At 41.3% G+C, this 13057-nt stretch carries 11 protein-coding genes; 7 read left to right on the top strand and 4 right to left on the bottom strand.

All coding sequences use genetic code 11. The features are described from left to right. Positions 1 to 150: 150 nt before the first annotated feature. The 3 genes from HUN01_RS18240 to HUN01_RS18230 form a co-directional block, all read right to left on the bottom strand. Complete coding sequence (locus HUN01_RS18240) at positions 151 to 540, bottom strand: hypothetical protein (protein WP_181932433.1); 390 nt, start codon at positions 538 to 540, stop codon at positions 151 to 153. 537 nt (positions 541 to 1077) lie between these two features. Then, positions 1078 to 2460 (bottom strand): O-antigen ligase family protein, encoded by a 1383-nt coding sequence (locus HUN01_RS18235; RefSeq protein ID WP_181932432.1) that lies wholly within the window; start codon positions 2458 to 2460, stop codon positions 1078 to 1080. Beyond that, the gene (locus HUN01_RS18230; protein ID WP_181932431.1) at positions 2442 to 3284 is read right to left on the bottom strand and encodes a YaaW family protein; all 843 of its coding nucleotides are present in this window, start codon (positions 3282 to 3284) and stop codon (positions 2442 to 2444) included. Before HUN01_RS18230 ends, HUN01_RS18235 begins: the two co-directional genes overlap by 19 nt. Before the next feature lie 141 nt (positions 3285 to 3425). On the opposite strand from HUN01_RS18230, the gene HUN01_RS18225 reads away from it, so the two are divergent. The 5 genes from HUN01_RS18225 (at position 3426) to HUN01_RS18205 (ending at position 8467) form a co-directional block, all read left to right on the top strand. Further along, entirely contained in the window at positions 3426 to 4490 is a 1065-nt protein-coding gene (locus HUN01_RS18225; RefSeq protein ID WP_181932430.1) for an NAD(P)/FAD-dependent oxidoreductase, read from the top strand. A 531-nt stretch (positions 4491 to 5021) separates the two neighbouring features. Then, a complete protein-coding gene (locus HUN01_RS18220) occupies positions 5022 to 5399 on the top strand; it encodes a hypothetical protein (protein ID WP_181932429.1) in 378 nt (125 codons plus the stop codon). A 96-nt stretch (positions 5400 to 5495) separates the two neighbouring features. Then, positions 5496 to 6356 carry an SIMPL domain-containing protein gene (locus HUN01_RS18215; RefSeq protein ID WP_181932428.1) on the top strand — a complete coding sequence of 287 codons (861 nt, stop codon included), beginning with the start codon at positions 5496 to 5498 and terminating at the stop codon, positions 6354 to 6356. Between the two features lie 521 nt (positions 6357 to 6877). Beyond that, positions 6878 to 7276: a VOC family protein gene (locus tag HUN01_RS18210; RefSeq protein ID WP_181932427.1), complete on the top strand. Its 399-nt coding sequence runs from the start codon at positions 6878 to 6880 to the stop codon at positions 7274 to 7276. A 276-nt stretch (positions 7277 to 7552) separates the two neighbouring features. Next, the gene (locus HUN01_RS18205) at positions 7553 to 8467 is read left to right on the top strand and encodes a bestrophin family protein (protein WP_181932426.1); all 915 of its coding nucleotides are present in this window, start codon (positions 7553 to 7555) and stop codon (positions 8465 to 8467) included. 49 nt (positions 8468 to 8516) lie between these two features. Here HUN01_RS18205 and HUN01_RS18200 read toward each other — a convergent pair whose 3' ends face one another. Next, positions 8517 to 9365, bottom strand: coding sequence for a M28 family peptidase (locus HUN01_RS18200; protein WP_181932425.1), 849 nt, complete (start codon positions 9363 to 9365; stop codon positions 8517 to 8519). Positions 9366 to 9681: 316 nt separating this feature from the next. Between HUN01_RS18200 and dnaK the strand changes: the two genes are divergently transcribed. Further along, positions 9682 to 11766 carry a molecular chaperone DnaK gene (dnaK, locus tag HUN01_RS18195; protein WP_181932424.1) on the top strand — a complete coding sequence of 695 codons (2085 nt, stop codon included), beginning with the start codon at positions 9682 to 9684 and terminating at the stop codon, positions 11764 to 11766. Between the two features lie 257 nt (positions 11767 to 12023). Then, positions 12024 to 13022, top strand: coding sequence for a DnaJ C-terminal domain-containing protein (locus tag HUN01_RS18190; RefSeq protein ID WP_181932423.1), 999 nt, complete (start codon positions 12024 to 12026; stop codon positions 13020 to 13022). Positions 13023 to 13057: the final 35 nt, after the last annotated feature.

The following is a 13057-nucleotide window of genomic DNA, read 5'->3' as shown; positions in this document are numbered from 1 at the left end:
ACACCCATTTTACCGGAGAGCTTACACCATAAGGGTTATCGTAAGCATCGCTTGATGCAAGTGTATTAGAAAAAGTGAGAAATATTTTAGTGAGCAACAACAAGACCGTGGAGGTTTTATAGCAACCACTGATTACGAATTACGAATTATTTAGTATTGCCGACAAATAATAGATTTATTTCCATCATCTGAAGTTGAAACATATATCCTATATTCTGCTGAACATGTTTCAAATGAATTACCTGTTGTGATTTGGATGTCATCGGCAAGCTCACAAGTGTGAAATTGTCCTTTTTCATCGAAAGATATATAACTTTTTCCTCGGCAGGGAAAATTAGATATCCCTGAAAGAGAACTGGAAACTTGCACAGTAATATTTTGCTCAAGTATACAAGTTAACAGTGAACCATTTGGATAATAAATTATATTGCCTGCCTCACACTGAATTGCTGCTTTAACAGGCAGAGTAAAAGCAAAATTTATTGTAGATAATCCTAATGAAGAAGTTATAAATACAAAGCTTTGTAAGGATAATTTCATGAATAAATTCCGTTTTTTTATGAAGCTAAATCTTTATTTAAATTATGTTTAACTGAGGAAAATAATAAATATACAAAAGGGCATCTACAAGAGATGCCCGTCATGCAGGAAAATCCCAAAGGGTTATTCCTACACCTTCCCAACAATCAGCAACAGTGACTAATTAGGTATTAGTCACACTCACAGTCACAGACGTGAATATAGTAATCTTATTAACTTAAAACTCTAAATGTCCCCAGTGCATACACTGAAAACCAATCATCGCTATTACAAGTTACTATGCCTGCTCAGGTGTAGTTCGTGGTAGACATTGTTTGAACCTTTAATACTTAGATGAATTTAGCTTTTTATGATGTAAATACTTACTTTTTGTCATTCACTATAGCACTTCTCGTTTGGGTGCAATACACTTTGACCTCTCTCCAAACCTCTCTCCTAAAAGGAGAGAGGCTTTGAATCTTACCCCCCTTCCCTTGTAGGGAAGGGGCTGGGGGTTAGGTCTGTATTTCATGCAATTGAGAACCGCTATAACTAATTTTAACGAGATACAAGCCTTTCTTGTTCATGATAATGATGTACTACTCCACAAATGGCAGCCAAAATTAACCATGAAAGCGCATTCAAACGGAAATCGAAGAGAGTTACATCTACCATGTTCAATAAAATCCAGCCAACAAAAGCTAAAAGATAACTGAAAAATATCAATCTGTCCTTTGTATTTATATATTTTGACTTTTGCAGTAATTGGATACCTGTAATCAAAATCCAAGCGAGTAAACCACAAAATAAAAAAGCGCTAGGAAAACCAGTTTCAGCAGATAACATCAAAAACAAGTTATGGGGATGACCTAAAGGAATCTGCATCTGAGCTTTGTAGATTTGACTAAAACTGCGTAATCCCCAGCCAGTCCAAGGATGTTGTTGAGCTAAAGACCAAGCAAACTCCCACTGAGTTTTTCGCATTAAAGCGACTGGTCTATCTGGATACATATCATCATTTAACCTTGCCCAAAAGAATGCAGGAACTACCCGACGAAAAACTTGAGCGACTGGTAAGGGAGCAAAAGCTGCCAAAAGCACACTAGAAACGATCGCAGCGACACCACCCACAAGAATGCGCCAACCTTGGTAAAGTGCATAAGCTAAACAGGCAAAAATAGCGATCGCCCATCCATTACGCGAGTTGGTAAAAATCAAGGCAATGAAATTTGTAATCACCGCAATGGTTAAGAAGATAAAGGGGAGTGGGGAACGGGGAGTGGGGGATGAGGGAGAATTATTGAATAAGTCTCTCCTTTGTCTCTTCTCTATGCCCCATGCCCAATGCCCCATGCCCCATGCCCATTGTTCTAGCCACAACCCTAGAGCAAGGATGAAAATTATTGCTAGATAAGCTGCGAAGGTGTTAGCGTGCAAGAAAAGTGAAGCGATGCGACCTGGCGGATTTCCTCCTGGTCTGATTGTCCAAGCTAAGACAATCCACAAAATCTCGAATTTTAAGCTCCAGCCTAAAAATAACTGTCCCAAGCCGATAATTATCACTGGCATGGAACCGATCACCAAAATCCAAGCCATTTGCCGTAATTGGGCAAATGTTTGAATCAAATCGCTATGGGCGGCGAAAAGTAAAAAGAATGGTAATAAATTAAATAAGCCGAGGAAAGCTGTTGTCTTGTCTTGGGCAAACCCAGCACTCACGATTAGCAAGAGACTCAAAAGAGCAAATCCCCAGTTTAAGGGGCGGCGACTAATTTTGCGGGCTTGTTTCAGCCAAGTTATTAATGATACAAGTCCTATAGTCACAGCCCCCACTAAGGGACTCAATGGGAAGATGAATAGTGCCCATAGAGAGTAGTTCCAAGAAGATTGCCAACGAGATTTGAAATAGTCAAAAACCTTGTTCAAGCTGGCTCCCAACATTCCTCACGAGTGAGGCGAATTTGAGCTAAGGCGAATATGGTAGGAATGATTCGACCATAGTTAGTGGCGATCGCTCTCCACCCTAAATCTGCAAAAAACCAAGTCCACATCATCGGCCCAATCACGGCAAACATAGTGCGGGCTGCCCCATAACGAGCTGCACTCACAGTCATACCCCGTTGCGCCATTTGCATAGCTACATAGCTTTGGAATTGCTTCGTAGCTGCTTCTGAGCCTTTAATCGCCGCTTGTCTTGCTACTTCATAAGTAGCAAAGTGGATGGCAAATTGACGGGCAATTTGCTTCAGTACAAGTGGCTGGAGAAGAGAAGTAACCGCGATCGCACTACCACCTTTGAAAAGTAACCCCAAGGGATCACGTTGCAATAAAAGTGGTAGCGGTTGTTTGAGTTCTGACTTGAGCAGCTGACGCTGTACCCGTACAGTCAATTTTTGTTTTTCCTGTTCCGGCAATTTTTTCCACACCTGTCCTAGCAGATGTAAAAATACTTCTGCTTCTAAATCAATAGTTGCCAGCTGATTAGAATAGGGAATTTTTAGATACTTACATACTTGAACTAAGGCTTGTCGGTAAGTTACCTGGCCTGTGCGTCCCCGTAATACAGTCATCCCATCTGCCGCCAAAAAGCGAAAGCGACCCTCTAGTGAATCTAACCAAGCTTTTCGGTCTTGGCTTTGCACTTCGATGGGTTCGGGTGTGTGTACATAGTCTAGGGGATTGAACTTACGACTAAACAGAATTGCCGTTAAGTCTTGCAATTCCTCTTCGGTCGCTAACTCTAGCGCCGCCCTCATTTCATCCAATTTCCCATCCTCCCTTCCATGCAGCTTTCTGTACCTTATTCTACTATTAGCTTTCAGCAGTCATTAGTAGTAATTTTGTCCTTTGATAATAACTAACTAATGACCAAAAACTAATAACCAATGACTAGGGAATATTGACTCATGACTGATATTGCAGTAATTGGTGCCGGAATCGCCGGTTTAGTCTGCGCCCAGCAGTTAAGTCAAGCTGGATATTCGGTGGTAGTGGTAGAAAAGTCCCGTGGTTTGGGAGGAAGACTAGCTACACGCCGCTTGCATGGAACTTGCGCGGATCATGGGGCTTGTTATCTGAAGCCAAAGGGTGAATTATTTAGACGTTTTGTGGAGATATTGCGATCGCGCCATATCCTGGAAGTTTGGACGGAGGAGGTTTACGAACTCACAGCTGGCACTCCTTTATCTGAACCGAAAAACCGCAGTCCCCGATATGTTGCACCTGGGGGAATGAGTGCGATCGCTAAATCCCTCGCCCCAGGTTTAGAAATATTACTGAATCAGCGTGTCATCGCTATTACCCCAACTCCCGAAAATAGTTGGCGTTTGACTCTCGAATCTAGTAACGAAGAATTAACTGCAAAAGCTTTAGTTGTAGCCATTCCTGCACCCCAAGCTGTGACGCTATTAGAACCTTTGGGCGAAACTGTATTGGATGCAGTCTTCCTTGATAACTTGCGTTCTGTAGAATTTTATCCCTCAATTAGTGCGATCGCTGGATATCCTCTCACATCCCAATCTCTCCCTCAGTGGAAAGCTCTAACTTTTGTGGATGATATCGATTTAGCCTGGATTGGTTTGGACAGTAGCAAGCGTTCCAACCCTCAGCAGCCACATTTTGTAGTTCAAAGTAGCGCTGATTTTGCCCAACGTTATCTAGAATCCCAAGATTTACAACCTGTCGGACAGCTTATGTTGCAACAAGCAGCTGAATCTCTGTCCCTCCCTTGGCTAAATATTCCCGAATGGATGCAAGTACATCGTTGGCGTTATGCCTTTCCTAGCCGTCCTTGGCATGAAGCTTTTTTGTCTGCCGGAATTCCCCTACCTTTAGTTTGTTGTGGTGATTGGTGTGGCGGCAATCTTGCCGAAGGTGCGATGCTTTCTGGATTAGCTGCGGCTGATGAAATTAATCATCAGTTGCGTCATCTACCTTTAGATAATGTGAACTTTCTAAACGTTTTTGTCTGATCCCTTCATCTGTCGCTAGACTGATTTTGCACTATAGCGAGTCGCTATTTTTATGACTTGCTAAATCAAAGTGCAACAAATAAGTTTTTTAGATGAAACAGCAAATTTTGCAGCAAATGCAAAATGTGATGTAAATTACCAACAAAGCTTAACTTCATTAAAAACTTGTTCCTAATTCAAGTTGTTTTATTGCCGTTAAACTTGATCCCCTAGCCTTCGTGCTGCGTTTTATGTAGATTTCTGCCAAAAAGGCAGAAATTTGAAATAATTAGGATTATAAATATAAAATGTCGCAAGCTTACCAGATATTGGACGCTGCTTTAATAATTCATGCTGTGAAACAGTATAAATTTTAACTAAAATAAGCAGAGCTAAATGTCTAACATTCTACTAAGATAAAAGGCTAGTTTCTGTGTCTATTACATCCGTCAGTTGAATCAGTTTTAAATGATTATCATGACGACATCGCCATCTAAAAAAGTTGTTTTCTCCATCAATCATTCACTGGATTAAAAAAGGAGTTTAAAAATCATGAAAACGTTAGTTAATTTAACACAACAATCAATAGTAGGAGAGATTGAAAGCGTTTTGGATACATATCCATACCATCCATATCAAGAAGCCTTTGCGATTCCTGACTTACGCCAAGAGCTAATTGCTTTCGTCCTCAATCGTATTCCCTCCTTTTACACCGCGATGTCTGATAGACAGATTCCGTTAGCGGAGGCTGAAGAAGGAAGCTTGGCTTATTACAAATTGCCTCGTAAACCTTTGGAACAGCAACTACATTTACAGAATTTGATTCACCAAGGCATTTGTTTAATCGTTCAAGAAAAGTCAGATTGGATTAGCCATCATGTTTGTGAAACAGTTCAACCAGCTTGTGAACCCTCTCACTGGTTTGGTTAATAGTCCGCAGTGAATTTTGAATTTTTGAGCTAATCCTATAGCCTTCGTGGGATTAGCTCAATATTTTTTAAGTATCCTGCTCTTGAGGTGTAAACTTTGACAATTACCAGGTTCAAAGGACATTCCCAGGATATGAGAAAAATAACTGCTCTAATGTTGGTAAGTATTACTGCGACTGTCGGGGTGGGAGTAATAACACCAAAAGTCACTAATGCCCAATTATTTTATCCACCAGCAAGCGATCGCCATTCATTAATGGTAATCGGTCAAGGGGTAGTGAGAGTGCCAGCAGATACAGCCGATATTGAATTGGTATTCAGTAGCGGAGGTAGCAATAATGAGTTAGAAACGCAACCATCAGCCATACCTGAAGCCCGTCGCTTGTCCTCACGGACTCTACTCTTAAATTACAAAACAGCAGCAGAATCTTTCCCAAACACAAAATCGCTAACTAAAGCAACTCTCCAGCCTGTAGTTAATAGTTTAGTTGCCAAAGGAATTAGGGCTGATAAAATTCAAGTGCAAATTAGCACTAATTCTAGTGAAAATAACGCCAAAATATTGGTGAGACTGGAAAAACCAACGCGTGATCGCGTCCAGGAAATTGTTGCTACAGCGAACAAGGCGACGAGCGAAGTTGAAAATCTTTCCGTCAAGAGTGTGGGTGTTGAGTATGCAGTCAATGACTGTCAAGCTTTGCAGAGTTCAGTTTATCAATCAGCGATGAAAGATGCTCAAAGCCGCGCTCAGGCTTTAGCAACTGCTATGGAAGTTAAACTTAGTACTCCTTCTGTCGCCGAACCATTTTACACATTACTTTATCCCTCATGTAGTTCTAAAACTGGAGTTCCTTTACCGTCATTTGCTAGTTTTTTATTATCACCAGCTTATGATCCAGATGCTCCAGCAGAAGTAGAGATGAAAAAGGATATTTTTGTGACATATACAACGAAATAAGCATTTATATTAAGTGTGTCGCACTTTTATTTAGTCAAAATTAGGAGTGCGATCGCTTAATTAAATAATGAAAAAACTCCAGAAATGTTTGTGACAACTCTGGAGTCAGGAAAGATACGCATTTACCTATACCAAATTTTCACCGTGATAAAATCCTACGTCATCAGGGTATACACTCAAATGTAGATAACGATGTCTGAAGATTCTCGTTTACACACCTTCTCTGTTGAAAGTCACACAAAACAGCCCCAGATTAACTGAGGCTGTTTTGCGAGAGTTGTTTGGCAGACAGGGTACATCAATTAGTGATGCCCGTGTTAAATATAGATAATTCAGTATGCATCCTTATTCAGTCAAGTTTTGGCATATCAGGATGATTGGGAAAATTTTAATGGTTTTTTCCAAAAAGAAACTCCAGATGCCCTTAAGGCATTCTGGAGCAGTAACAGGTTTCTAACATCAATTAATTTTTACCTATGCGATCGCCTAATGTCGTTAGGGTATATACTCAAATGTGTTTTATGTCTACTCATCCGCAAATCGAACAACAAGTTACCTTTTTTTCTACCTCTAACCTGAATATATCTACAGAATTCTACGAACAAAAACTGGGCTTGGAGTTATGGCTTGACCAAGGAACTTGTCGTATTTATACTATTAGTGGCTCTGGATACTTAGGATTGTGTCAAGCAAGCGAAATATTGACTCCTCCAGCCGACAAGCAATCAAGTGTCATTTTTACCCTGGTAACACAGCAGGTGGATGAGTGGTTTGAATATCTCAAAGAACGTGGCATAGAATTTGAAAAGCCACCCATGCTAAACGAAAAATATAACATTTACCACTGTTTTTTCCGCGATCCTGATGGTTATTTGATTGAAATTCAACGTTTCGAGACTAACGACAAAAAAAAGACATAACTAAATAAGTTATGTCTAAACGTTTAATTGACAGGGCAGGATTTGTACAGATTAGAACTTTTTGATTTACTGGGATACACAATGCTGTATGACCATCATCGACAAGCATGTATCTTTTCTTCTATAGATTTATCAAGATGGAATGCGGAATTTATGCAGTCACGGCGAAATCTCTACATTTCTTTACAATTGTTGCGTAGGCGTCGCTTTTGACTTTTATATAATGTCTGACTAATTGCTATATCGGTTCAATAAATATTTTATTAAGGAAACTAAATGATAGCCGAAAAACTCAAGTGGGTAAGCACAGCATTACAACCTAAAGGTTCAGTAATGAAAGCAATTTCCAAACATATTTTATGGTGTGGAGCTTTCGGATTTTTGATTTCTCTGCTTTACCATTTTGACAAACCTGTATCCCAGCCTATTTTAGGAAGTGTTATCCCTAGTATTGTTTTAGGTTTGTTACTTGTCTTTCGTACAAATACGGCTTATGAGCGATTTTGGGAAGGGAGAAAATGCTGGGGTTCTATAGTAAATAACGTCCGAAATCTAGCTCGGCAAATTTGGGTATCAGTTGATGAAATTTCACCAGAAGATAAAGACAATAAAATCACGACATTAAACTTATTGGCAGCTTTTGCTATAACAACTAAATTACATTTGCGAGGAGAAGTTGTCAATAGCGAGTTAGAAGACTTAGTGCCATCTACTAAGTATATAAAACTGAAAATTATGAATAATCCCCCCATAGAGGTTGCTTTTTGGATAGGAGATTATTTACAGGAACAGTATAATCGTGATTGCATTAATAGCTACCAGCTAACATCTATGCAAGAATTGTTGAATAATCTTGTGGATAATTTAGGTGCTTGCGAACGTATTTTAAAAACGCCTATGCCCCTTGCTTATGCTTTTCATTTGAAGCAATTGCTAATACTATATTGCTTCCTGCTACCATTTCAAATAGTAAAAGAACTCGGTTGGTGGACAGGTTTAGTTTCTGCTTTGGTTGGGTTTACTGTGTTTGGCATTGAAGCTATTGGCTTAGAGATAGAAAACCCCTTTGGTTATGACGCCAACGATTTACCATTAGATGCAATTTGTGAGACAATGAAACGCAATATTGACGATTTAATTACTTTGACTCCCAATGTGCGATCGCGTAAAGATAATAGTATAGTCAATTGAAAAAAATTCAGAATATTGATTAACAAAAAAAATATAAAATATAATCTTTTTATAACTGCCGAATTGCCATCTCTAAACCTTCGCATACACCAGTAAGAAAATCTAAATCCAAAGTAGCGATCGCATCACTAGGTTTGTGATAATGTGGATTCCGCAAGAATGCCGTATCTGTCACCATCATTGCCGGATAACCCAAATCCCAGAAAGGTGCATGATCACTAAGTCTGGTTTGGGGGACTATTAAACCTCGATTCGGCACAGGTAGCCATTGACTAGGTACGCCAGCTTTGCGAATATTACGACTCATACCAATTAAGTCAGGCAATGTCCGCAAATTCCCAATTAAAGCAATAAAATCACCTCTGTCTGGGTAGAAGCGTTCCAGAGGAGGAGGGTAACTTTGGGAGCCAGGTGTAGAATCCTTATAACCCAGCATTTCTAGGGAAATCATTAAGCGTAGCCGTTGCTTTTGTTGATGCAACAAGGCTGCATAGTCAGCACTACCGAGTAAGCCATATTCTTCCATATCGAAAGCAACTAGCCTTAAGGGATATCTAACAGCTTGGGCAGCAAACTTTCTAGCTAATTCCAGCAACACCGCCACACCTGTAGCATTATCATCAGCCGCCGATGTTCCCGGAACACCATCATAGTGAGCGCCAATTAAAATTGGTAGCAAATCCTTTTTTTGCCCTCTCCTTTGGGAAGGTAAATTTAATATCAAGTTATTACAAGCTTTACCTCTGACTTCAAAGGTGTGGATTTCCACACTCCCCCATTGGGAAAATTGCTGGCGGATGTATTCTTGGACAAAAAAATGTCCAGCCGTTGCCATGTAAGGATCGCGTTCTCGTGCGATCGCACTCAGGGAACTTTTTAATCGCTCTGTTAAATTCAAATCTTTTAACTAGTGGCAATATTAGACTTTTCAGGGACTCAAAAGAACAGAGCAAGCTTTATTAAGGTGCATTTACCCAACTTGCAGATACCGTAAACAGAAGTAGGCATATGACAAAAATTGAGGCTGCTTGGGCACACCAACCATCTCAATGCTATCCTAGTCTTGCAACTATCTCCTCTAGCTGCACTTCTTAGCTCACTGCCTTAATGATGACTATCATACCATTGAGGTGTTTTATCCTGTAGCACAAAGCTAAAGGTAGTTCCGCCCAATCATAATAAATGTATAAGACACTTTAGGAGAAGAGTAACGCATGGGCAAGGTAGTCGGCATCGACTTGGGTACAACCAACTCAGTAGTCGCCGTTATGGAGGGTGGCAAGCCGGTGGTGATTGCCAATGCAGAAGGAATGCGAACAACCCCCTCCGTAGTTGGCTTCAGCAAAGATGGCGAAAGGGTGGTTGGGCAAATGGCACGGCGACAAACCGTCCTCAATCCACAAAATACCTTTTTCGCAGTTAAACGTTTCATAGGGCGGAAGTATGGCGAACTTAATCCAGATTCCAAGCGTGTACCATACACCATCCGCAAAGACGAAGTAGGTAATATTAAAATTGCTTGTCCCCGTCTCAATAAAGATTTCGCCCCAGAAGAAATTTCGGCAATGGTGCTGAAGAAATTGGCAGACGATGCTAGCCGCTATTTGGGTGAACCAGTCACAGGGGCAGTAATTACAGTACCCGCCTATTTTAATGACTCTCAGCGGCAGGCAACCCGCGATGCTGGTAGAATTGCTGGCTTAGAGGTGTTGCGAATTCTTAATGAACCGACTGCTGCATCTTTGGCTTATGGATTAGATCGGGGTGACACGGAAACCATTTTAGTATTTGACTTGGGTGGTGGCACTTTTGACGTGTCGATTTTAGAAGTAGGCGATGGGATATTTGAAGTCAAAGCTACCAGTGGAGATACGCAACTTGGTGGTAATGACTTTGACAAAATAATAGTAGATTGGTTAGCAGAGCAATTTCTGGAAGTCGAAGGCATAGATTTAAGACGCGAGAGACAATCTTTACAACGCCTAATGGAAGCTGCGGAAAAGGCAAAAATTGAACTTTCCTCTGTCAGCGTCACTGATATTAACTTACCTTTTATTGCTGCCGATCAGGAAGGCCCAAAACATCTGGAAACTCGTCTAACGCGTTCCCAGTTTGAAGGTTTGTGTGGTGATTTGGTAGGGCGATTGCGGACACCAGTGAAACGCGCCCTCAAAGATGCCGGACTCTCACCTAGAGATATTGAAGAAGTTGTATTAGTTGGCGGTTCTACACGGATGCCAATGGTGAAGCAGCTAGTGCGGGACTTGATTGGTACGGAACCCAACGAAAACGTTAACCCCGATGAAGTTGTGGGAGTGGGTGCAGCAATTCAAGCAGGAATTCTCGCTGGCGAACTCAAAGATGTCCTGCTTTTAGATGTGACACCCCTTTCTATGGGATTGGAAACCATCGGCGGCGTAATGAAAAAACTTATTCCCCGCAACACCACCATACCAGTCCGGCGTTCTGACATTTTTTCCACGTCTGAAAATAACCAAAATACTGTGGAAATCCACGTAGTCCAAGGCGAACGTGAAATGGCAGCAAACAATAAGTCTTTAGGACGTTTCAAGCTGTATGGTATCCCGCCAGCGCCACGAGGAATTCCCCAAGTTCAGGTGTCATTTGATATTGATGCTAACGGTATTTTACAGGTAACAGCCTTAGATAGAACCACTGGGCGAGAACAGAGTATCACCATTCAAGGCGCTTCCACCTTGAATGAGTCGGAAGTGAATCGGATGATCCAAGACGCTCAAAAATACGCTGATGTCGATCGCGAACGTAAAGAAAGAGTAGAAAAGCGGACTCGTTCTGAAGCGTTGATTTTCCAAGCAGAACGGCAACTTAGAGAAGTAGCTTTAGAATTTGGTATGCAGTTTGCCCGCAGCCGTCGCCAAAGAATTGATAATATTTGTCGAGACTTAAAAGAGAGTCTTAAGGAAAATAGCGATCGCGGTATTGATCAAGCCTACGCCGATTTACAAGATGCTCTCTATGAGCTAAATCGGGAAGTCCGCCAGACTTATGCTGAAGATGAAGATGACGACTTGTTTGGTACCATCCGTGACATCTTTACTGGCGGTGATAAGGAACGAGAACGCGAATTTCCCAGAGATACATATCGGGAACGCGACTCATACAGTCAGGACTATGGCAGAGATTACGGCAAAGATTACGGCAAAGACTATAGCCGAGACAGTCGTTCTCCCTCTTATGAAAGCCGTCCTCCACGCAGCAAATCCCGTCCCAGCTATCAAGATAACTGGGATGATGAAGAAGACAATGATTGGTTATAAGTAAAAGGCAGGAGGCAGGATAGCGCAGCGGTAGCGAGTCCGCGAGCGTCGGCAGAAGGCAGGAGGCAAGAGGTAAAAGCTGCTCAGGAAAATGATTTCACTGGCTAGCATTTTATGTTTAATTATGTCTACCTAATTAGTACTTCTGATAAGAGTTAAGAGTAGAAGTTAAAAATTAAATCTTTCAACTCCTAACTCTTCACTCCTAACTCATGATTAATCCAAAATCTAAAATCTAAAATTTAAATAACTGAACTATGCAAAATTTGCCGAACTTTCGCGATTACTACGAGATTTTAGGAGTGTCTAAAGATGCCTCTGGCGAGGAAATTAAAAAGGTTTATCGGCGGTTAGCAAGGCAATATCACCCCGATCTAAATCCGGGTAACAAAGAATCTGAGGAAAAATTTAAGGATATTGGCGAGGCTTATGAAGTCCTTTCAGACTCAGCCAAGCGATCGCAGTACGACCAGTTTAGCCGCTACTGGAAGCAAAAAGGCTTTGCCGGCAATAAACAGACGCCAAAGGCTAAAACTTGGCAGAGTAGCGCTAGCGATCGCAATGGCAATCAGGACGTAGATCCCAGCCAATTCTCTGATTTTGAAAGCTTTATTAATCAAGTTATCGGCGTCAAAAATAAGAGTGGGGCCAGTAATTCTAGTAATGGTAACAATAGCGATCCCTTTCGTTCCCCCAGAACAAAAGTTGCCTATACCGTTAATACCCCCCCACCTCGCACAACCCGCCGGGATATAGAAGCCAGATTAACGCTGCCACTAGAAAAAGCTTATCAAGGTGGTAATGAACGCATTCGCTTAGAAGATGGGCGATCGCTAGAGGTTAATATGCCTCCAGGTATGGTATCAGGTCAAACTATTCGTTTGCGAAATCAAGGCGTTGGTGGTGGCGATCTCTACTTAAAAATTACTGTTGAACCTCATCCATTATTTAAACTAGAAGGTGCAAATATCCTCTGCCAAGTACCAGTTACTCCCAGCGAGGCAGTTTTAGGAGGACAGGTAGAAGCACCCACTCTTGATGGCCCTGTAAAAATGACTACTCCTCCTGGAGTTAGGTCTGGTCAAAAATTTCGACTAGGTAATAAAGGCTATCCCAGTGATGACGGTAAACGTGGGGATCAATTAGTAGAAATTCAAATAGTTACACCGAAAAATATTAGTCAAGAAGAACGGGAACTTTACGAAAAGTTACGGCAAATTGAAACCTTTAAACCCCGTGCTGATTTAATCCGTTAGGGATAATACAGCAGAATTCAGAATTGATGCTAGAC

The sequence above is a fragment of the Nostoc edaphicum CCNP1411 genome (genome assembly GCF_014023275.1).
Classification (GTDB): domain Bacteria; phylum Cyanobacteriota; class Cyanobacteriia; order Cyanobacteriales; family Nostocaceae; genus Nostoc; species Nostoc edaphicum_A.
The sequence above is the reverse complement of the archived record's forward strand: the minus strand, read 5'-3'. Positions and strand labels throughout refer to the sequence as shown.

Coding starts and splice junctions, on each gene's coding strand:
- HUN01_RS18240 (WP_181932433.1), bottom strand. CDS start 540: ATGAAATTATCCTTACAAAGCTTTGTATTTATAACTTCTTCATTAGGA.
- HUN01_RS18235 (WP_181932432.1), bottom strand. CDS start 2,460: ATGTTGGGAGCCAGCTTGAACAAGGTTTTTGACTATTTCAAATCTCGT.
- HUN01_RS18225 (WP_181932430.1), top strand. CDS start 3,426: ATGACTGATATTGCAGTAATTGGTGCCGGAATCGCCGGTTTAGTCTGC.
- HUN01_RS18220 (WP_181932429.1), top strand. CDS start 5,022: ATGAAAACGTTAGTTAATTTAACACAACAATCAATAGTAGGAGAGATT.
- HUN01_RS18210 (WP_181932427.1), top strand. CDS start 6,878: ATGTCTACTCATCCGCAAATCGAACAACAAGTTACCTTTTTTTCTACC.
- HUN01_RS18205 (WP_181932426.1), top strand. CDS start 7,553: ATGATAGCCGAAAAACTCAAGTGGGTAAGCACAGCATTACAACCTAAA.
- dnaK (WP_181932424.1), top strand. CDS start 9,682: ATGGGCAAGGTAGTCGGCATCGACTTGGGTACAACCAACTCAGTAGTC.
- HUN01_RS18190 (WP_181932423.1), top strand. CDS start 12,024: ATGCAAAATTTGCCGAACTTTCGCGATTACTACGAGATTTTAGGAGTG.